Here is a 21,104-nt window from a genome sequence, read left to right as displayed (position 1 = left end):
TCAATTCACGATACTTTAAAATGTATCGTGAATTTTTAAGGTATTGATTTATGTTCTTGGAAAAAATGTTGCAATCACAAGGCTTTGGCTCACGTAAGCATTGCCAACAACTCATTAGAAATGGTGCAATTCAAATCCAAAACGAGGTCGTTACCGACCCTAAATTTAAACTTGATACCCAAAATCTAGTATTTTCAGTGTATACCGAAACATTTCAATACCGTGAAAAAGTTTATATTGCCTTAAATAAACCGCAGGACTACGAATGTTCCCATCAATCAACACACCATTTTAGTGTTTTTGATTTATTCGATGATGTCCTTATGAACCGTGGTTTACAAACTGTTGGTCGTTTAGATCAGGACACGACGGGGCTATTGCTACTGACGGATGATGGACAGTTTTTGCAAGCATTGACTCATCCTAAAAAGCATGTGGCTAAAGTTTATCAAATACAAACAGCAGATCCGATTACAGATGATCAGATTCAACAACTTGAACAGGGTGTAGAATTACGCAATGAAAAGGGTACCTTTGCAGCAACAGATGTACAGCGCTTGGCTGAATATGCATTACAAATGACTGTGCACCAAGGGGTTTATCATCAAGTCAAACGGATGTTGGCTGCTGTGGGGAATAAGGTTGAAAGCTTGCATCGTGCACAAGTCGGGCAATTAGCACTCAAAGACTTAGTTGAAGGTGAGTGGGTTTATTTGACAGAAGATCAGGTGAATGCTGCTAGAAATAGTCAAAATGAACAAATAGTAATTTGATCATGGCTTTAAAGCTCTATATTGCTGTTTTAGATGAAATGCCAGACTTTATGGTTCCAACCCTTGTTGCGCATGCAGTCTTGGCTGCACATTTACAATTTGTTCAAGATGCTGATGCCGAAAGTTATAAAAATTGGTTAGAACATTCTTTTCGTAAAGTTGTGGTCAAGGTGAATCAAAAAGAGTTTGATAAAATTGCTCAATTAAAGTGTTATTTAGGGCATGAAAGTACAGTATTGGATGCTAAGAAATCCTGCGCTGTGGTTTTTCCTATTTCACAGGACACGATACCCAATGTACTTAAATTCGCAAAGATGTGGAAACCTATGTTGAATTGATCAAAAAATGCATTGTAAAAAACTACTTGAGGAAACAATGAAATGTCTGGAATTCATTGTCTTTAACAAAGCCCATTTGCTCATACAGCTGATGTGAATGGTAATTGTTTTTCTGGGTTTCTAAACTGATTCGTTGCGCATCTTCATGGCGTGCAAACAGAATTGCAGTATCAATCAGTTGTTTGGCAGAACCTTGTCGACGAAAAACAGGTGTTACATATACATCATCTAAAATATAGTACTTTGAACAAGAAACAGATGAAAAGCCTTGGTATAACAACACAAAGCCTGTAAAAACATCGTCTTTTACATGGATGAAGATAACGCTTTCTTTATTTTCAAAACGTTGTTTTAAAAAATTAAAGGACTGTTGGATATTGGAAGATGCACCATAAAATTGGCGATATTCATCAAATAAAGTAGCAAGTTGATTTAAATCTTCTTTGGTCGCTCGTCTAACGATCATTTATTACTCCTTGCAATGATTTTTATCTTTGCAAAAGAGCATAACCAAAAAATAGAAAAGTAAACTTAATTATTTGTTTAAAAATGCGACAGTGTTATTTTTTGTCACTTTCACCCAAGATGGCATTCAGCTCTGCAAATAGATCTTCGTCGTCATCATTTAAATCAACAGAAGAATTGAGTTGTCCGTTTTGTTGGTCTTGCTTAAGTTTTCTCAGCTTGAATAACTGATCCATATTGATATTTTGATTTTCTATGGCGAAAGGGATGGATTTTGTGATGACAACTTGTTTAAAAAACAGTCGAACTGCTTGTGCAGGCGTAATCCCCAATTGTTTAAAAACAGCAAATGCTAGTTTTTTTTCTTGTGAATCAAGACGTACTTGATAGACTTCGGTTTTTCTCATGAATAGTGACCAAACAAAATTTGAGTTTGAATGCTTATTTTAATCAAAGCTTTCGGAATTTCAATGCTTAATCGTCAAAAAGTCATATATTTGTCATTACGTCAAAATTACAGTGTCAATTCATAGTCAGAACAAAAGCAATATTCGGCTTGTGTAATCGGGTCAAGGAACTCAATTTTCTTGGCTAATAGCTGTAAAGGTTGTGAAAAATCAGCAGCATCTTTATGCAGAACTTGCGGGTAAAAAGGGTCATTTTTAATTGGAATATTTAACCAATTTAAATGCACTCGTAATTGATGTTGTTTACCTGTAGTAGGCTTTAGTAAGTATTTTGCCCAAATTGGATTGTGCTCAATCAGATCAATTTCGGTATATGAGTTTGATTTTCCCTCAACAACTTTCATGGTGTAAAAGGGTTCGCCCTTTTCCATTCTCAAGTCCACGGCACATGGAAATTTTAAATCAGCATTGAATTGAGCAATCGCTTGATAGGTTTTCTTGACTTGTCGCTCAGCAAACATTTGTTGATATAAACCACGTGTTTGAGACCGTTTTGAAAACAATACAACGCCAGCAGTTTCCCGATCTAAGCGATGGATTGGGGTAAGGTCTGGGTTGTTTGTGGTTTTTTTCAAACGAACTAATAAGGTTTCTTGTATATATTGCCCAGAAGGGCTAATGGTTAAAAAGTGAGGCTTGTCTACCACGATTAAATCCTCATTTTCAAACAATATCTTTTCTTGAAATGGCACATGAATTTCATGGGGTAGAAATCGATAGTAGTAAAGATGGGTATTTTCTAGATAAGGCTGATCAACGGTTAATGCTTGACCTTGCATATCGATAATGAGTTGCTCTTGAAAACGTTGTTGCCATTCATTGGCTGAAATATGAGGAAAATGCTCACATAAATAACTGAATAAATTTTTAGGTAAATCTGCTCGCTTGGGGAGATAAACTTTTGATGCAGTTACACCATCTCTCATTGGCGGTTGATATTCTGAAACAGGGGTGGCGGGTTTCATAAGCGTATTTTTTATGCAGATAAGTTTAAAGTGAGTTGTCTAAGCGTGTTGGAAAGTATCAAAACATGATTTCTAAACAATGCAACATAGGTTTTAAAGTCACGCAATGCTATCATATTGTCTGGTTTGAATCATGTCGTGAGCGTTATGCAATATTCATATAAATTAAGTCTGAGCAATGAACAAGACACCCAAATGTTGGCACAAAAGTTAGCTCAACATATTGCAAAAGGCGTGATTTATTTAATCGGTGACTTGGGGGCAGGTAAAACCACACTCACACGCTATTGGTTGCAAAGTTTAGGTCATCAGGGTGCGGTTAAAAGTCCAACATATACCTTGGTGGAACCTTATAATATCAATGCGAAAGAGGTGTTTCATTTTGATTTATACCGTTTAAATGATCCTTATGAGCTTGAATTGATGGGTATTCGTGATTATTTAGAGGTCGAGAATGCTTTGTTCTTATTTGAATGGCCTTCTAAGGGCGGTGATGAAATTCCACAGCCAGATCACGTCATTCGCATTTTAAAAACAGAAGATGAAGCTGCACGAGAAGTGGTCATTGAAAGTATTTCTGCTGAATTGATTGAAGCGTTGACTTGATCAATGTTTTCAGCATTTTAAGCCCATCATATATTTTAATTTATTTAAATTTTTAGGTTAATTGAATGCAACGTGAAGATATCAGTTTAAGACGTATCCAAAACTTAGATCCAGCACTGGCCAACCAAATTGCTGCAGGTGAGGTGATTGAGCGACCATCATCTGTAGTGAAAGAGTTGCTTGAAAACTCGATTGATGCAGGTGCGACTGAGCTGATTATTCGTGTGGCAAATGGGGGTAGCACCCTGATTGAAATTATTGACAATGGTCGGGGTATTCACGCTGAGGATTTAGCACTTTCAGTCACCCGTCATGCAACCAGTAAAATTCAATCTGCTGAAGATTTACATGCAATTGTGAGTTTGGGCTTTCGTGGAGAGGCGCTTGCCTCTATCGCAGCGGTTTCGCGTTTAACTTTAACCAGTAGTCAGGATGATTCAGGTGTCGGTTACCAACTGGAAGTCAATGGTACAGCATTTGACCATCAAGATATTCAAGCGGTAGCAACTCAACAAGGTACACATATCCGTATTCAGGATTTGTTTTTTAATGTGCCTGCACGGCGTAAATTTTTAAAGAAACCAAGTACTGAATTTGGTCATATTGAAGAAATTGTACGTCGAATGGCGCTTACGCATTTCGATATCCGCTTTGTTTTAGAACATAATGACAACATTCGTCTTAATTTGCCGATTGCAGATAGTGGTGAGCTAAGATTTCAACGGGTACAGCAATTATTGGGGCGCCAATTTACTGAAAATGCTTACTGGATAGACGCAGACAGTATTAGTATGCGTTTATCAGGCTGGTTAGGACATCCTTCAGATGCGCGTGCACAAGCCGATCTGCAATATGTTTATGTGAATGGCCGTATCGTCAAAGATAAAACCATTTCTCATGCTTTGCGTATGGCATATGATGGTATTTTGCATGGGCATCAACATGCTGCGTATTTGCTGTTTTTAGAAGTTGATCCTGAAAATATTGATGTGAATGTGCATCCAACTAAGCATGAAATCCGCTTCCTTAATCAGCGTGAAGTACATGAGTTTGTACGACATTTTGCTAAAGATACCTTATCTCAATTCCAAACTGCAACTGCGGATTTATCTTCTGCAATGAAGCAGGATGGAGCAACAGAAAATCAAGCATTGTCAGCGCAGCCACGCTATCAGGAACAATTTCCTTTACATCGCAATGCGCCAGCTGAGCAACATGTAAGTGATCAAAATAGCCGAAGCAATTCAGATGGGGCTATACAGCATAGTGGTTTAACAGATTTTAGTGATACACAAGCTCAAACAGTCAATTATTCCCACTATGAACCACAACAGCAGTATCGTGGCACTCAACAACTCAATAACGCCTTGAAAAGCTATTTAGCCCCCTTACGTGAGTCTGGGGATGCTGATCAAGAATTAACAGATCAAGCGTCCTATGAGCGATCTGTACAAGAGATTCAAAATAAACATGCCCATCAGGTTGATGAATATCCGTTGGGAATTGCAATAGCGCAATTACATGGAATTTATATTCTTGCACAGAATACGGAAGGCCTGATTATTGTCGATATGCATGCAGCGCATGAACGTATTTTGCTACAACAAATGAAATCTGCATGGGATAAACCAGAATTTTGGACCTCACAGCAATTGCTTATTCCTAAAGTCATTTCGATTACCCGTATGCAGGCAACCCGTGTTGATGATTTAAAACCACAGTTGGAACGCTTAGGCCTAGAAATCGATCAATATGGTGATGATCAAGTGATTGTACGTGGTGTGCCTGCGATTTTACATAAAGCAGATTTTGAATCCTTGGTACCTGAATTACTCAATGATTTAGATCCAAATGATGAAGCGCAGGCGCTACAGCAAAAGCGTGATCAAATTTTAGCAGGCATGGCATGCCATGGTGCAGTGCGTGCTCATCGAATGCTGAGTCTTTCCGAAATGAATGCTTTGTTGCGTCAAATGGAACACACAGAATTTGCCAGTCAGTGTAATCATGGTCGACCAACATGGCGTGCATTTCCATTGCCCCAATTAGATAAATTATTTGCTCGAGGAGAGTAGTTGTACATGTCAAATCAATTGCCCGTCATCAATTTAATGGGACCAACCGCAAGCGGTAAAACTGCTTTGGCATGTGAATTGTATGACCATGGGAATTATGAGCTTATTTCTGTAGATTCTGCCTTGGTCTATAAAGATATGGATATTGGTACTGCAAAGCCAACCAAAGCGGAGCAGGAGCGTTATCCGCATCATTTGATTGATATTATTACCCCACTTGAGGTTTATTCCGCTGCTGAATTTGTCGAGGATGCTTGTCGACTGATTGATGAAATCCATGCACGCGGTAAAACACCTATTTTAGTTGGCGGTACAATGCTATATTTTAAAGCGTTGCTTGAAGGACTTTCTACAAATTTACCGAGTGCTGATTACGCGATTCGTGCTGCGATTGAGTTAAAAGGTGAAACGGAAGGCTGGCAATCGGTGTATGATGAATTAAAATCTGTTGATGTATTGGCAGGTGAAAAATTTAAAGTCAGTGATAAGCAAAGAATCATTCGCGCTTTAGAAGTGTATAAAATTACTGGTCGTCCGATTACTCAACTACAGGCGGAACAACCAAAGAATCAACCGTACCGATATGATTTTCATAATTATGCTTTATTGCCTGATCGCCTAGAGCTGCACAAGCGAATTGAACTTCGTTTGGAAAAAATGTGGGAAATCGGATTTTTAAATGAGGTTGAAAATCTTATGAAAAAATACGATCTCGAAGAAAATTTACCTTCTTCACGCTCTGTTGGATACCGACAAGCGATAGATTTTTTAAAAAACAGTGATTTGAGTCAAGAAAGTGAGCGTCAAATGAAGGATAAAGCACTATTTGCGACACGACAATTAGCAAAACGTCAATACACATGGTTACGATCTTTGCAAGAAACACACTCTTTTCAAACTTTTTTTACGATAAACCAAGCACAAGAAGACTTGCGAAACTTATACGGATAAAGCAAAATTTAACAACTACCTTTTTTATAAATTTTAATTGAAAAATAAAGGTAGTTTTTGCGCTGATTTTAATTTTTTTTGGAGTATAAAATGTCTAAAGGTCAAACTTTACAAGATCCGTTCTTAAATTCTCTCCGTAAAGAACGTATTCCTGTTTCTATTTTTCTTGTAAACGGTATTAAATTACAAGGTCATATTGAATCTTTTGACCAGTATGTTGTTTTGTTGAAAAACACAGTAAGCCAAATGGTTTATAAGCATGCTATTTCAACTGTAGTACCTGCACGTAATCCACGTCCAGCTGGTGCTCCTGCTGGTGCTCAAGGCGCTGCTGGTGGCTTCGGCGGTCAAGCTGGTGGCTTCGGCGGTCAAGCTGGTGGCTTCGGTGGTCAAGGTGGCTTTGGTGGTCAACAAGGTGGCTTTGGTGGTCAACAAGGCGGCTTCGGTGGTCAAGGTGGTTTCGGTAGCCAAGGTGGCTTCGGCGGTCAAGGTGGCTTCGGTGGTCAAGGCGGCTTCGGTGGTCAAGGTGGCTTCGGCGGTCAAGGTACTGACTTTGGCGGCGAAACAAAATTTGAAGATTCACAAGAAGATGAAAACAATCGTTAATTTCTTGATTTAACAAGAACGATTGTAAAAGAGACGCCAAATTGGCGTCTCTTTTTTATTGGTGTTGCTAAATTTAGAGATAAAAAAACCAGTGCAATGCACTGGTTTTTAATTTAACGACGTAGCACAGACTTAACTTTCATTTTTCTTTGGATCTAGGCTTGGGTCTTTGATTTCAATGTAAGTATTTGCACGCAGCTCTCTTAACCAGCCGTCATATTCTGATTCGAATTGACGCTCACCTAAAATTTGGCGAGCCATACGCTTTTGGTACTCTGAGGTCATATCTTGTTGACGTGTACCTGTAACTTGAAGAATATGCCAGCCAAATTGAGTTTGAAATGGTTTACTGATTTCGTTGACTGGCGAACTCTGCATGAGTTTGTCAAATTCAGGAACCATCATGCCAGGGCTTACCCAACCCAGACTTCCGCCATCACGAGCAGAACCAGGGTCATTTGAATAGGTTGAAGCAAGCGTAGCAAAATCATCGCCCGCTTTTAAGCGGTTATAAATACTGTCAATGGTTTGCTTTGCATTTTCAGGGCTAACAACTTCTGATGTTTTAATCAAAATATGACGCGTATTAAATTGCGGAACTAAAGCTTTTTGCTCATTCGATTTTTTTTCTAATAACTTTAAAACATGAACGCCATCTTTTGCTGGAATTAAGTCAGTGGTTTGTCCTGGCTCAAGGGTAGTAACACGTGCAGCAAGATCTGTTGGAATATCTGAAAGCGGACGGAAGCCCATATCAGCACCATCAACTTTAACTTGGGCTGTGCTAAATTTCTTTTCTATGCCTTTAACGTCATTGCTGTCTTTTAAGTCAGTACGAACTGCTTTTGCAATACTTTCTAACTCGCTTGCAGGTGCTTCTCCTGAAATACGCATATGTAGTACATGGACTTGACTACCAACCGCAGCTTGGCCTTCAGGTGATTTTAAGAAGTTTTCAACATCAAGGTCAGTGATTTTGATACGAGACATTACTTGTTGTTGACTCAATCGTTGAATGAGTAAATCTTCCGCAACACGGTTACGAAGTAATTCATAGGTACCAGGTGCAACCGCATCTAATTTTTTTTGAAAAGCTTCTAAAGAATTTGCACCAGATTGTTGGGCAACTTTCAATACGGCTTCATTTAAGCTTTTTTCATCTGCTTTTAAGCCATACTTCTTCACTTGTTCAAGCTGCGCATCATGAGTAATGAGCTGACTCAGTACTTGCTGTTGCAGAATGTTTTGTGGTGGAATTTCTTTCTTTTGTGCCTGAAGTCGATGCGTCGCTTCAGCAACACCTTGGTCTAAATCACTTTTTAAGATTGCTGTAGAACCAACAATTGCAATGATTTGGTCCTGCGGAGCAGCATAAACTGATACCGAGGTGGAGATGAGTAAAGCTAAGGTTGATGCTTTAAATAATTTTTTAAATTTTTGCGTCTTCATTAATGTGTCCAAGATTGATTAGCTTTATCAAAACCTAAAATACGATTTTCAAGTAATGAACTTAACTTGTTGTTCAAACCACCAAGTCCTTTTAGTGTGATCTCAGCCATCACTGCGCGTTTTGGCTTTGTATCAGGAAGAGAAACGTCATCTAGATCATTAAAGTACGAGCGACCATAGACGGAAATTCCCCAACAACAAGATTCATAATTCACACCCAATAAATATTCGCGTGCGACATGGTTGTCAAGGTCATATTGAACATGTCCCATAATACGCCAATTGTCTTTTACAGGCTGTATAAATGATGCAACTGCTTGATCATATGCACGTTGACGGTCAGGAAGGTTATTGCGATAAAAATAACCAACGTTATAAAGGTTTCCGCGTTGGCCTGTATAATACAATTGGAAGTCATGTTGAGCGCTATCACCATTTGACATCCACGCTGAATTGGTGCTCAGTGTGAAGTTTTGTGAAAGTTGGCTAGAAAGACTCAGCACAGGGCCAGTATGTTTTTCTCTGTCTAAATCATCTGTATTATTGAGTAGGGTAACTTTTCGATCATCAAAATAATAACTTTGACCTATACTGGCTCTTAAGCGCTCTAAGCCGACTGTATCAAATAAGCTATAACTTAAACCAAGAGATAAAAAGTTATTGTCTTCTAAACGGTCATGTCCATAAAAGCGGTACGGGCTAAACAATTGATCATAGCTGATAGAAGCTGTTGTTGAATCAAAGTTTGGATAACCTGTTTGATTTTTATATGGTGCATACGCATAGAAAGCGCGAGGTGTGATGGTCTGGAGGAATTTTCCATCCTTTTCAAAAGTTAAACCCGTATCCAAAGTAAATTGAGGAACAACAACGGATTTGTTTTTGCTATCTTGGCTTTGGTTATTTAAATTAAGTTGATCTACAGTGGTTTGATCATAGAAAGTATTTAAACTCCGAACAGAGACTTCGGGAATCACAAAAGACCATGGATTACGGAAATTATAACGTGTCGCAAATTGGTTATATAAACGTGTACCACTTGGCTGGTTGTTATAATCGGCATCATTGATGTCTTTTTGGAAATACGCAGTATCGTTGTTAAATTCGTATTCCAAACCTTGCGGATTTCCAGCGACATAGTTCAGTAAAAACTGTGGTAGGCGGGCATATGGCTTATCTACATCTTTGATGGTTTTATCAAGGGTTTGGAAGTCCTCAACTTTAAGCTGAGCTTTTAAGCCTGGAATACCGTGATTGTAGTTGAGTTCCCAAGCGCGACGTTGGTTCAGCTCTGTACGAGTGTTTGGGTTATTATCTAGATCTGAGAAAAAATCTTTATCAGAAACATAGTTATATTCTAAGTTGGTTGACCATTGTTTAGTGATATCCCACTTGTGCAGAAAATGCAGGTCTTTACGATCTTCATCATTATAATCACGGTCAGAAGGTAAGTAACTTCCCCAAACGCTACCAGCACCAAAGTTTTCAGTTAAATAACGAAACTCACCTTGAGCCATAAGACCACGGTCAGTAATTAGCCGTGGTGTAATGGTGGCATCATAGTTGGGCGCCAAATTTAAATAAACGGGAACTGCGAGTTCAAAACCACCATCATTGGTAAAGCCGAAACTAGGATTTAAAATCCCTGTAGTACGGCGGTCATCGATTGGAAAGTTGAAATATGGGACTGCGAGTACAGGCACATCCTTAACATAGAGTTTGGTGCCACGTGTTACACCACGACCCGTATCTTGATCCAATTCAATTTTATTGGCCTGAATTTTCCAAGTGGGTTTTTCATCGGGTGGGCAGGTGGTGTAGGTGGCATTTTCAAGGACGATATTGGTTGGCGAAGTTCTTTCTATTTTTTCTGCATGACCATGTGCGTGGGTCAATTCTGCAATATAGAAACTATTATTTAACTGACCAGTTTCATCTTTCAGGTTGTAATCGATTTGATCACTTTGCGCGATGATACCACCTTGTGCCATTTGTACATTACCTTTCGCTTTGGCGAAAGTTTGTGTTTTATCAATGGTCACTTCATCGGCACGAATCATACGTCCAGATTGATCAATGACTACATCACCAGACAGGAAAGAGTCACCATTGGGATTGTAATAACCATTATCTGCGGTAATCACAGATGACGCTTCTTCTGGGGTTGTTGATTTAGCTTGAGTGCTAAAAGGTGTAACCCAGACACCTTCACAATAACGGGTACTTGGATTCTTTAAATCACGTACCTGTGCTTCAGGTGAGTTTTTGTCCACATAATATTGTTCAAAGAAATTTTGCCCTGCAAAGCTTTCTTTGATGGCTGCATTCAGTTGCTTATTATTAACTTCAGAAACAGTGTCTGTCGATTCAGCATAGCTGGATACTGAACTTCCACAAAGAAGTGTCAAAATAGCAGTCGCTAAAGGATTAAATTTAAACTGATGCTTCATTTGTCTCGTTAACCAAATATGCTAATCGCAATTAATTATTGTCGCATCATAGAGAAAAAGTCGATAAGTAGCTACACTTAGCACTTCAAAAATTCAGCCTGAATTAGATTAAATTGCAAATGAATACACAACGTGAACAATTGATACAAACATGGTTAACATCTGTACTTAGTTCAGATCAATTTGAAATCAATTTTTTAGCAGGCGATGCGAGTTTCCGTCGTTATGCACGAATTACCTTGAATAATAAAACATTTATGCTTATGGATGCACCTCCTGAGAAGGAAGATTGTCGTCCTTTTGTTGCGATTGATGAATTCTTTGACACAAATGGGGTGCGTGTACCTCATATTGTTGCCAAGGATTTAGATCAAGGTTTGTTGTTACTTGAAGATTTTGGCGATGTATTGTTATCTACACAATTGAATGATCAAACGGTAGATGCACATTATGCGCAAAGTTTTAAGCAGTTGGTGCAGTTGCAGTCTATTGCTGCTGATTCATCGCATTTGCCAGCATATACCTATGAAAAGCTGATCTCAGAAATGGAATTGTTAACGGATTGGTTGTTGCCCTCATTAGCTATCCAAGTAACAGATGATGAGCTTGGGTTAATTAAACGAACTTTTGCTATTCTTGCCAATGCAGCTTTGGCACAACCTCAAGTAATCGTACATCGTGATTTCCATAGTCGTAATCTGATGATTCTTGAAGCTGAGAAAGACCAAGGCGTCATTGATTTTCAAGATGCAGTGATTGGTGCGGACACCTATGACTTGATTTCGATTACCCGTGATGCCTACGTACAGTGGGGTCCTGAGCGTGTGTATGGATGGTTTAAAGTGTTTTATGACTTATTACCAGAAACTGCCAAGCAAGATCGTGATTTTGATCAATTCAAACAAGATGCTGACTTTATGGCAATTCAGCGCCATATCAAAATTTTAGGTATTTTTGTACGTTTGTTTGAGCGTGATGGTAAATCTGGTTATCTCAAAGACTTGCCTCGTGTCATGTGGTACTTACTGGAAGAATCAAAACCTTACTCAGAATTACAACCGTTTATGCATTTTATTCATGCACGGGTTTTACCAAAATTTGAAGAAAAATATGGTGTATATGAGGTGATTGCAGCATGAAAGCAATGATTTTAGCTGCGGGGCTAGGCAATAGAATGCGACCTTTGACCCTCTATAAGCCAAAGCCTTTATTAGAAGTCGGCGGCAAAGCACTGATTGTATGGCATATAGAAAAATTAAAAAAAATTGGTGTGACTGAAATTGTGATTAATTCTGCATGGTTGGCAGATATTCTGATTGGTACCTTGGGTGATGGCTCACAATTTGGTGTGACTATACGCTGGACGCGTGAAGATGAGGGCTTGGAAACCGCAGGTGGGATTATCAATGCCTTAGCACTTCTCGGTGATCAACCTTTTATTCTGGTCAATGGTGATGTATGGACCACCTTTGATTTTGCATCATTATTAGATATCAATCTTGCCGATGATCTTGCACATTTGGTTTTTGTCAATAATCCTGAACAGCATCCTCAGGGCGATTTTACCTTGGCAAATGGTCGTGCTTATACCTTTGAGCAAAATCAGCAAGGTGAAAATTTAACGTATAGTGGTGTCGCTGTGATTAACCCAAAAATGTTTGATGGTCTGGAACAGGGTAAAAGACCGCTTGCACCTTTGCTTAAACAAGGCATGCTAGACGGTAAAATCTCGGCTGAGAAAATGCAGGCAGCGTGGGTTGATGTGGGTACACCTGAGCGTTTAACAGCCTTGGATTGGCAAATAAGACAGGGTGAGTATAGTTAAGTGAGGATAAATACGCTTAAGTGCGTATTAACTCATCGTTAACTACTGTTCCACGGGCGAGAAATAGGTATACTTTCAGCTAACTTTTTAGAGATGTTATTTGATCATGCATCCATTTTTTCAAGAGTTAAAGCAAGGCAGTCTAAAGCTTGGCTTAAAACTTAGTGATGAAGCATTAGGATTATTGTTGCAATATCAAGATGCGCTCGTCCTGTGGAACAAAGCTTATAACTTAACGGCGATTCGCGATCCAAAAGAAATGTTGGTTAAACATTTATTGGATAGCTTAAGTATTTTAAATGATTTACCCGCTGGTCGTTTACTCGATATTGGTACAGGCGGGGGTATGCCGGGGATGATCATTGCACTGTGCCAACCTGAACGCCAATGTGTTTTGTTGGATTCAAATGGTAAGAAAATTCGTTTTCTGAAACAGTTTATTGCAGATTTAAAACTAAAAAATGTTGTCGCAGTTCAGACACGTGTAGAAAATGAAGATAGTATCCATGATCTAGGGCAATTTGATGTGATCACCAGTCGTGCATTTGCTTCATTGACAGATTTTGTGACGGCTTCAAAACCTTATATGCATGAACGCAGTATTATTGCGTCAATGAAAGGTTTGATTCCCACTGAAGAAGTTGATGCTTTAAAAGACAAGTGGAGTTGTGACATTATTGAATTGCATGTACCTCGGTTGGACGAACAACGTCATTTACTTTTATTAAAACAGATTTAAAACAGACTAAGGGTTGGGGTTACCATGGCTCAAATTATTGCTATCGCAAACCAGAAAGGTGGCGTAGGTAAAACCACGACAGCCGTGAATTTGGCTGCCTCTTTGGCAGTGTTGAAAAAGCGTGTTTTATTGGTGGATATGGACTCTCAGGGTAATGCTACCATGGGATCAGGTATTCAAAAAAATGATTTGTTGTATTCAGTCACCGATGTACTTCTGGGTGAAGTACCGATTGAAACTGCAATTAGTAAAGCTGAAGTCGGTTATAAAGTACTTGGCTCAAATCGTGATTTGGCAGGTGTTGAACTGGCAATTGCAGAGCAAGATGGACGTGAGTTTATTTTGCGTAACGCTTTACAGCAAATTGAAAAAGACTTTGATTATATAATTGTTGATTGTGCACCAAGTTTAAGTTTAATTACGGTCAATGCTTTAGCCGCAGTCGATGCAGTGATTATTCCAATGCAATGTGAGTATTATGCATTAGAAGGATTGGCAGATCTGACCCAGACCATTGATAAAATTCAACAGGCATTAAACCCTGAATTGGAAATTATTGGGGTGCTTCGTACCATGTATGATGCACGTAATGCACTCACTCGTGATGTTTCTGCTGAATTAGAACAGTATTTTGGTAAGAAACTTTATGATACAGTGATTCCGCGTAATGTGCGCTTGGCCGAAGCGCCAGCACATGGATTACCGATTATTTATTTTGAGAAAAGCTCTAAGGGTGCAATTGCATATTTAAATTTAGCAGCTGAAATGTTGAAAAAGAGTAAAGTGAAAAAAGGAAATAAAGCATGACCGTGAAAAAAAGAGGGTTGGCAAAGGGTCGTGGCTTAGATGCATTATTAGGTTCAATCCAAAAAGAAAAATTACAACTTGAAGTTCAAGCATTGGATCATGGCCAATTAAAACAGATGGATGTAACCCAATTAAAACGCGGCGCATATCAACCCCGTCGTTTTATTGGTGAGCAAGATTTACAAGAACTTGCAGCGTCAATTAAAAAACATGGTGTAATGCAGCCGATTGTGATTCGTCCGATTGAAAATGACGAAACTCCCTATGAAATCATTGCAGGTGAACGTCGCTGGCGTGCGGCTCAATTGGCGGGTTTGACTGAAATTCCTGCAATTGTGCGTGATTTGACCGATCAAGTTGCGATTGCCTTGGCATTGATCGAAAACATTCAGCGTCAAGATTTAAACCCAGTTGATCAAGCACTGGCATTACAACGCTTCCATGAAGAATTTGGCTTAAGTCATCAAGAAATTGCAGACACTGTAGGTAAAGCACGGACTACCGTAAGTAATTTATTGCGTTTATTAAGTCTAGAAGATGAAATTAAAGATTTAATGCAACAAGGTCTGTTGGACATGGGGCACGCCCGTGCGATATTGACCCTAAAAGCTAAAGATCAATTGCAAATTGCAAAAATCGTGATTGATAAGAGTTTGTCTGTTCGTCAAACCGAGCAGTTGGTGCGTGATTGGAATACGCCAAAGCAGGAAAAATCTAAAGATCCACTTGCGCCAGATGTGCAACAACTGACTCAGAAACTGTCAGAGCGCTTTAGTGCCAGTGTAAAATTAGACTATAACAAACAGGGTAAAGGCAAGCTGGTCATCAGTTATAACTCGCTTGATGAGTTAGATGGAATTTTAAATATCTGTTTACCAGAACAATAATGTTTAAGCGATTTAATTAATTTGGGGAACTAAAGATGTGGGAACTTGTTAAAGCCGGCGGTTGGTTAATGCTGCCATTGGTTTTATGTTCAATTTTTACTGTTGCGATTTCAATCGAGAGATTTATACGGCTGAAACGATCTTTAGTTCTACCTAAGTCGCTTATGATGCAAAAAGGCCGCAGTGTTGACGATGTTTTAGATGAAATGGAACAAGATCAAGCGGTTTGCCAAACAGCATTGGGCTATATTTTTAAAGATGGTATCGATGCTTATGCTCAAGGTGAAGCATTTGCACGTGCTCAGATGGAAGCGACTGCTTCACGCGAAATTGGATATTTAGAAAAAAATATTAATTTCTTAGGTACATTGAGCGCTGTTGCACCGTTATTGGGGCTATTGGGTACAGTGATTGGAATTATCGAGTCTTTTCTGGTGATTGATTTAGGTACGAATGCCAATCCAACCATGATGATTCCAGGTATTTCTAAGGCATTAATTACCACAGCTGCGGGTATGGTAATTGCTATTCCAGCACTATTTGCCTACCGTTATTTTCAGCGCCTAGTTCAAGAATATGTGGCTGAACTCGAACAACAGTCGACTTTATTTCATGCTGCCTTATTTTTTCAGAAACACCTTGAAAATGAAAAAAAGAAAGCTGGTTAAATCCGTTTTAGGGGTGTTTCATGAAATTTAGACGCAGAACAGTTGAAGATATTCATATTAATCTTACGCCATTGATTGATTGCTTGTTATTTATATTGGTGATTTTATTACTGACCACCACGTTTAACCAGCAAAGTCGGATCAATCTTTCTTTACCGGATGCACAAGGTGTTCCGCCAAAAGAATACAAAAATAAAATTGAAGTCATGGTAGACTCAGCAGGGCATTATGCAGTAAATGGGCAGGCACTTTCGAGTAAAGAGTCGGCTGATTTAAGTACTGCAATTAAGCAAGCAGCAAATGACAATCGTGATCTGATGTTTGTGATTGCTGCAGATGCCAAAGCGACGCATCAAGATGTCATTCGAGTGATGGACGTCGCAGGACAGCTCGGTTTCGTTAACATCAATATCAGTACCAAAGTTCCATCTCGAGGTTATTAATTAGTGAATCAGGATTTTAAGGTCTATGTCCGTCTTTTGGCATATTTAAAGCCGTATTGGGGGGCAGCCTTACTCGTTATTGTTGGATTTGGCTTAAATGCAGCAACTGAAGTTTCCGTAGCGAAGTTACTTAAATATATTATTGATGCAATTCAAGGTGGTAATCGTGGTGATCTTGACTGGTTTCCAGCACTGATTATTCTATTGATATTCTTCCGTGGCTTAGGCTTGTTTATGGGTGGCTACTTTACAGCAGTCATCTCAAGAAGTTTGGTGTTTAGTATTCGTCAAGAAGTTTACGCCAAGCTCCTAAAACTTCCAGCGCAGTATTATTTGGATAATTCATCTGGTCATATCACAGCAAAAATAATGTATAACGTGGAGCAGCTAACCGCAGCTTCATCTGAATCATTAAAAATATTAGTGCGTGATGGTGCAATTGCTTTAGGCTTGTTGGGCTATTTACTGTATACCAATTGGCGTTTAACTTTATGTATTTTCATCTTTATGCCGATTATTGGCTTATTGGTGCGAAAAGCTTCAAAACGTATGCGTAAACTCTCCATTCAAGTACAAAATACCATGGGCGATGTGAACCATATTGTTCAGGAAACAATCAGTGGTAATGCTGTTGTAAAGAGTTTTGCAGGTGAGGAAAATGAACAAAAGCGTTTTTATAAGTCTTCAGAAGAAAACTTAAAACGTGGTTTGAAAATGGTGGTTGTACAGAACTTAAATAGCCCACTAGTACAACTGGTTATGGCTTTTGCTTTAAGTATCATTATTTGGTTGGCATTACGTCCACAAATTTTAGGCGATACCTCAGCAGGCGAGTTCGTTGCTTATATCACAGCGGCTGGGTTGCTGGCGAAGCCGATTAAAAACCTAACCGATATCAATGAAAAATTACAACGTGGTATTGCTGCTGCATATTCTGTATTTGAAGTTTTAGATTTACCTCAAGAAGAGAATACTGGGACTTTAACCCCAAAATTATTGGGTGATATTAAGTTTGAACATGTGTCTTTAACTTATAAAAATAATGTAAAAGCAATTGATGATTTCTCACTAGACATACAAGCAGGCCAAACGATTGCCTTGGTTGGGCGTTCAGGTGCTGGTAAGTCATCTTTGGTGAATATGTTGGTGCGCTTTCAGGAAATTAGTGCAGGGCAAATTTATCTAGATCAACTGCCTATTCAGGATATTGAACTCAGTTGTTTACGCACACAAGTTGCGATGGTCAACCAGCAAGTGGTTTTATTTGATCGAACTGTACGCGAAAATATTGCATATGGTCAGTTAGAAAAAGCATCCGATGAAGCCATTGTTGCAGCAGCTAAGGCGGCTTATGCACACGACTTCATTATGGAATTACCAAAAGGTTATGACACACCATTAGGTGCGCAAGGTTTAAGTCTTTCGGGTGGTCAACGTCAACGTATTGCCATAGCGCGTGCAATCCTTAAAAATGCACCGATTCTTATCTTAGACGAAGCCACCAGTGCTTTGGACAATGAGTCTGAGCACTTTATTCAAAAAGCATTTGATGAAGCGATGCTTGATCAAAATAGAACCACGATTGTAATCGCTCACCGTCTATCCACGATTGAGAAAGCTGATAAGATTGTGGTTATGGATAAAGGGCGTATCATAGAGCAAGGTACTCATACTGAGTTATTGGCGAAGCATGGCGCTTACTATCAATTGTATGAACGTAACTTTGAGGAATAATCGAACATGTCTATTGCGCAAATCATTCAAGATGCTTGGAATAAACAGTCCAAGTGGTTGATTGCATTGCGGCCATTGTCATGGTTATATCAGTTCGGTTTTACGGTAAATAAACAACTGTATCAAAAAGGTATAAAAAAAACCTATAAAGCACCTGTCCCAGTGATGATTATTGGAAATATTACTGTGGGCGGGAGTGGAAAGACACCGTTATTGATCCAGTTGGTGAAATATTTGCAACATCACCAAGCTCGTGTGGGCGTGATTAGTCGTGGTTATGGGGGGCAAGGGCCTTTCCCTGCACTGGTTACTTTAGACTCTGTGCCTGATCAAGTGGGCGATGAGCCCTGTTTAATTGTTCAGTCTACTGAGGTCCCCATGGTAGTGGGCGGTAATCGCCAAGCCAATATTGAGTTACTACTGCAACATTATGAACTTGATTTAATCATCAGTGATGATGGTTTACAACATTGGGCTTTAGCGCGTCAAATCGAATGGATTGTACTGGATAATAACCGAGGTTTGGGCAATCAGAAGCTACTTCCTGAAGGTTATTTACGCGAGCCTGTGAGCCGTTTAAAACACGGTACTGTGATTGAGCATGCGCATCAGCCGCATTCAGCTCTCAATATGCATTTAGAAGTGACTGAACCTTATCTATTAAATCCAAGTTTTGACCAATCTGAACAGTTTGATCCTACACTTGATTATTATGCAGTCGTTGGAATAGGTTTTCCGCAACGCTTTTATAACACCTTGGAAAGTATCGGTGTAACTCAATTTCAATGTCATGAATTTCCAGACCATTATGATTATGAAATTGATGATTTGCAGTTTGAAGATAACAATCCAATTATTACCACTGAAAAAGATGCGGTAAAGCTTTTACCATTATTGAAAAATCATTCTACATTTAGTCGTGAGATTTGGGTGGTTCCGGTGGGAGCGGTCTTGTCTGATGAATGTTATCTATTACTCAACCAACAACTTACTCAACTTGGTATTGATCTAATACAAGGTTAATTTGATGAAACATATTGTTATTCCTGCGCGTTTTGCCAGTTCACGCCTTCCTGGTAAGCCTCTTTTAGAAATTCATGGGCGAGCCATGATTTTACGTGTGGTCGATCAAGCAAAAAAAGTACAGGGCTTTGATGATCTTTGTGTGGCGACAGATGACCCACGTATTGCAACGCTATGCCGAGCAGAAGGTGTGGATGTTGTGATGACTGATCCGAATCATCCTTCGGGCACAGACCGTTTAAGTGAAGTTGCTCGGATCAAAGGCTGGGATGCAGAGGATATTATTGTGAATGTACAAGGGGATGAGCCTTTGTTGCCTGCACAATTGGTGATTCAAGTTGCTGAGTTGCTGGCACAGAAAGCGGATTGTTCAATGTCGACCTTATGTGAGCCGATACATCAGCTTGACGAGTTTCAGCGTGACAGCATTGTGAAAGTAGTGATGTCAAAGTTCAACGAAGCGCTTTATTTCAGTCGTGCACAAATTCCTTATGATCGTGAGGGTGTTAAACAGGCTGAGCAAAAGCTACATCAGCATGCTTATCGCCATTTGGGCTTATATGCTTATCGTGTCAAGCTTTTACAAGAATATGTCACTTGGGATATGGGGATTTTAGAACAGTTGGAAAGCTTAGAGCAATTACGTGTTTTAGAAAATGGACATCGTATTGCGATTGATATCGCACAAGTAAACTTACCACCCGGTGTCGATACTCAAGCAGATTTGGATCGCTTAAACACCTTAGATATAGCGTTTTTTGAATAGTTTGTCTTTGCGTTATTTATATTTGCGTCACTTGTTTTACCTCACTTGTATTTAGGTTTTTGATTCATGGATGCTTCTAATTCTCAGGTTTATCCTTGGCAGCAACAAACATGGGAAACCTTAACTGGTCGCTTTCCAAAATTAGGGCATGGTTTATTGTTCTATGGTAAAAAAGGCTGTGGTAAACATGCATTTACCCAACATTTTTTGTCATGGGTTTTATGTTTAAATAAAACACCACAAGGTGCTTGTGGCGAGTGCGCAAGTTGCCAGTGGCTCAAATCGGATACCCACCCTAACTATGTTAATATCACGACTGATGAAGAGAATAAGAAGCAAAACGCGAAAATTAAGATCGAGAAGATCCGTGATTTACTACCATTTGTGCAGCAAACAGTAGATGGTTGGCGCGTTATTGTGATTGAACCTGCAGAAGCTTTAAACATTGCTTCTGCAAATGCATTATTAAAAACGCTAGAAGAGCCAGGTGATCGGGTACAGATTATTTTACTTGCGGAACATTATCTAAAGCTCCCAGCAACGATTCGTAGTCGATTACAGCACTTTGCCATGGATCGTATTAGCCCCACGCTTTCAGAACAATATTTGCAACAACATTTACCCGCTGAAATGCATTCTAAAATTAACTTGTTGATGAATTTATCCAATAATATGCCATTGCAAGCATTGGCGCTTGCTAAGCTGGATTGGGTAAACCGACGTGGGGAGTTTTTACAAGATTGGCAAAAATTGGTCAGTCAAAAAAGCATGCCTTTACAGTTTGCTTCAAAATGGAATAAAGAACTGAGCTTTTATGATTTTTTACAAATGTTTGAATACTTGTTGTCAGATATAATTTGTGTCAAGCTGAATCAAGTTGTAAAGAATTCAGACTTGCATTTAGATGAGCTTGCCGCGCAGTATCAATTGCAAAGCTTGTTCTCTATTTATGAAGATTTACAACAATCGAAGCTAAAAGTTGATCAAAATGTACAAACAAATCTAATTATTGATCAATTGTCGATTCAGTTAATGAATGTGACATAAAATTTGAATATTCAGGGGGA

22 protein-coding genes are annotated in these 21,104 nt (G+C 39.2%); 17 read left to right on the top strand and 5 right to left on the bottom strand.

The window, feature by feature from the left end; genetic code table 11:
• Positions 1-50: 50 nt before the first annotated feature.
• The gene (locus tag AC07WY_RS03120) at positions 51-773 is read left to right on the top strand and encodes a pseudouridine synthase (protein ID WP_262085925.1); all 723 of its coding nucleotides are present in this window, start codon (positions 51-53) and stop codon (positions 771-773) included.
• Between the two features lie 2 nt (positions 774-775).
• Positions 776-1,111, top strand: coding sequence for an aminoacyl-tRNA hydrolase (locus tag AC07WY_RS03115; RefSeq protein WP_004821198.1), 336 nt, complete (start codon positions 776-778; stop codon positions 1,109-1,111).
• Positions 1,112-1,133: 22 nt separating this feature from the next.
• On the opposite strand, the gene AC07WY_RS03110 is transcribed toward AC07WY_RS03115, so the two are convergent.
• From AC07WY_RS03110 to AC07WY_RS03100, 3 genes are all read right to left on the bottom strand, one after another.
• Entirely contained in the window at positions 1,134-1,577 is a 444-nt protein-coding gene (locus AC07WY_RS03110; protein ID WP_004821200.1) for a GNAT family N-acetyltransferase, read from the bottom strand.
• 94 nt (positions 1,578-1,671) lie between these two features.
• Positions 1,672-1,983 (bottom strand): type II toxin-antitoxin system RelB/DinJ family antitoxin, encoded by a 312-nt coding sequence (locus AC07WY_RS03105; protein ID WP_004720870.1) that lies wholly within the window; start codon positions 1,981-1,983, stop codon positions 1,672-1,674.
• 107 nt (positions 1,984-2,090) lie between these two features.
• Positions 2,091-3,008: a pseudouridine synthase gene (locus AC07WY_RS03100; RefSeq protein WP_494735687.1), complete on the bottom strand. Its 918-nt coding sequence runs from the start codon at positions 3,006-3,008 to the stop codon at positions 2,091-2,093.
• Between the two features lie 147 nt (positions 3,009-3,155).
• Between AC07WY_RS03100 and tsaE the strand changes: the two genes are divergently transcribed.
• The 4 genes from tsaE to hfq all read left to right on the top strand — a co-directional run bounded on the left by tsaE (position 3,156) and on the right by hfq (position 7,246).
• Positions 3,156-3,614, top strand: coding sequence for a tRNA (adenosine(37)-N6)-threonylcarbamoyltransferase complex ATPase subunit type 1 TsaE (gene tsaE / locus AC07WY_RS03095; RefSeq protein WP_004720868.1), 459 nt, complete (start codon positions 3,156-3,158; stop codon positions 3,612-3,614).
• A gap of 65 nt (positions 3,615-3,679) precedes the next feature.
• Positions 3,680-5,689 carry a DNA mismatch repair endonuclease MutL gene (mutL, locus tag AC07WY_RS03090; RefSeq protein WP_494735686.1) on the top strand — a complete coding sequence of 670 codons (2,010 nt, stop codon included), beginning with the start codon at positions 3,680-3,682 and terminating at the stop codon, positions 5,687-5,689.
• 6 nt (positions 5,690-5,695) lie between these two features.
• Positions 5,696-6,640 carry a tRNA (adenosine(37)-N6)-dimethylallyltransferase MiaA gene (gene miaA / locus AC07WY_RS03085; protein ID WP_419334102.1) on the top strand — a complete coding sequence of 315 codons (945 nt, stop codon included), beginning with the start codon at positions 5,696-5,698 and terminating at the stop codon, positions 6,638-6,640.
• Positions 6,641-6,730: 90 nt separating this feature from the next.
• Positions 6,731-7,246: an RNA chaperone Hfq gene (hfq, locus tag AC07WY_RS03080; RefSeq protein WP_004720864.1), complete on the top strand. Its 516-nt coding sequence runs from the start codon at positions 6,731-6,733 to the stop codon at positions 7,244-7,246.
• Positions 7,247-7,378: 132 nt separating this feature from the next.
• Here the strand turns inward: hfq and AC07WY_RS03075 are convergent, their stop codons facing one another.
• Together AC07WY_RS03075 and AC07WY_RS03070 are read right to left on the bottom strand one after the other, a co-directional pair.
• Positions 7,379-8,695, bottom strand: a complete 1,317-nt coding sequence (locus AC07WY_RS03075; protein ID WP_262085934.1) for a peptidylprolyl isomerase — start codon at positions 8,693-8,695, stop codon at positions 7,379-7,381.
• Entirely contained in the window at positions 8,695-11,145 is a 2,451-nt protein-coding gene (locus AC07WY_RS03070) for an LPS-assembly protein LptD (protein WP_494735685.1), read from the bottom strand. Before AC07WY_RS03070 ends, AC07WY_RS03075 begins: the two co-directional genes overlap by 1 nt.
• A 119-nt stretch (positions 11,146-11,264) precedes the next feature.
• Between AC07WY_RS03070 and AC07WY_RS03065 the strand changes: the two genes are divergently transcribed.
• The 11 genes from AC07WY_RS03065 to AC07WY_RS03015 all read left to right on the top strand — a co-directional run bounded on the left by AC07WY_RS03065 (position 11,265) and on the right by AC07WY_RS03015 (position 21,084).
• Entirely contained in the window at positions 11,265-12,284 is a 1,020-nt protein-coding gene (locus AC07WY_RS03065; protein WP_494735684.1) for an aminoglycoside phosphotransferase family protein, read from the top strand.
• Positions 12,281-12,970 carry an N-acetylmuramate alpha-1-phosphate uridylyltransferase MurU gene (gene murU / locus AC07WY_RS03060; protein WP_004821212.1) on the top strand — a complete coding sequence of 230 codons (690 nt, stop codon included), beginning with the start codon at positions 12,281-12,283 and terminating at the stop codon, positions 12,968-12,970. The genes AC07WY_RS03065 and murU overlap by 4 nt, the downstream gene beginning before the upstream one ends.
• 106 nt (positions 12,971-13,076) lie before the next feature.
• The gene (gene rsmG / locus AC07WY_RS03055; protein WP_004821214.1) at positions 13,077-13,709 is read left to right on the top strand and encodes a 16S rRNA (guanine(527)-N(7))-methyltransferase RsmG; all 633 of its coding nucleotides are present in this window, start codon (positions 13,077-13,079) and stop codon (positions 13,707-13,709) included.
• A 24-nt stretch (positions 13,710-13,733) separates the two neighbouring features.
• Positions 13,734-14,516, top strand: a complete 783-nt coding sequence (locus tag AC07WY_RS03050; protein WP_004720853.1) for a ParA family protein — start codon at positions 13,734-13,736, stop codon at positions 14,514-14,516.
• Positions 14,513-15,403 (top strand): ParB/RepB/Spo0J family partition protein, encoded by an 891-nt coding sequence (locus tag AC07WY_RS03045; RefSeq protein ID WP_004720851.1) that lies wholly within the window; start codon positions 14,513-14,515, stop codon positions 15,401-15,403. The genes AC07WY_RS03050 and AC07WY_RS03045 overlap by 4 nt, the downstream gene beginning before the upstream one ends.
• 35 nt (positions 15,404-15,438) lie before the next feature.
• Positions 15,439-16,071 carry a MotA/TolQ/ExbB proton channel family protein gene (locus AC07WY_RS03040; RefSeq protein ID WP_004821216.1) on the top strand — a complete coding sequence of 211 codons (633 nt, stop codon included), beginning with the start codon at positions 15,439-15,441 and terminating at the stop codon, positions 16,069-16,071.
• A gap of 20 nt (positions 16,072-16,091) precedes the next feature.
• On the top strand, positions 16,092-16,514 hold the full coding sequence (locus tag AC07WY_RS03035; RefSeq protein ID WP_004821219.1) for an ExbD/TolR family protein: 423 nt from the start codon (positions 16,092-16,094) through the stop codon (positions 16,512-16,514).
• Positions 16,515-16,517: 3 nt separating this feature from the next.
• Positions 16,518-18,248 carry a lipid A export permease/ATP-binding protein MsbA gene (gene msbA / locus AC07WY_RS03030; RefSeq protein WP_056510831.1) on the top strand — a complete coding sequence of 577 codons (1,731 nt, stop codon included), beginning with the start codon at positions 16,518-16,520 and terminating at the stop codon, positions 18,246-18,248.
• A 6-nt stretch (positions 18,249-18,254) separates the two neighbouring features.
• A complete protein-coding gene (gene lpxK / locus AC07WY_RS03025; RefSeq protein ID WP_494735683.1) occupies positions 18,255-19,271 on the top strand; it encodes a tetraacyldisaccharide 4'-kinase in 1,017 nt (338 codons plus the stop codon).
• A 4-nt stretch (positions 19,272-19,275) separates the two neighbouring features.
• Complete coding sequence (kdsB, locus tag AC07WY_RS03020; protein ID WP_494735682.1) at positions 19,276-20,037, top strand: 3-deoxy-manno-octulosonate cytidylyltransferase; 762 nt, start codon at positions 19,276-19,278, stop codon at positions 20,035-20,037.
• Between the two features lie 66 nt (positions 20,038-20,103).
• Positions 20,104-21,084, top strand: a complete 981-nt coding sequence (locus tag AC07WY_RS03015) for a DNA polymerase III delta subunit-related protein (RefSeq protein ID WP_494735681.1) — start codon at positions 20,104-20,106, stop codon at positions 21,082-21,084.
• The last annotated feature ends 20 nt before the right edge of the window (positions 21,085-21,104 follow it).

The organism is Acinetobacter sp. GW821-FHT01C12 (assembly GCF_059422625.1).
Note: the sequence above shows the minus strand (reverse complement) of the source record. Positions and strands in the feature narration are given on the sequence as shown.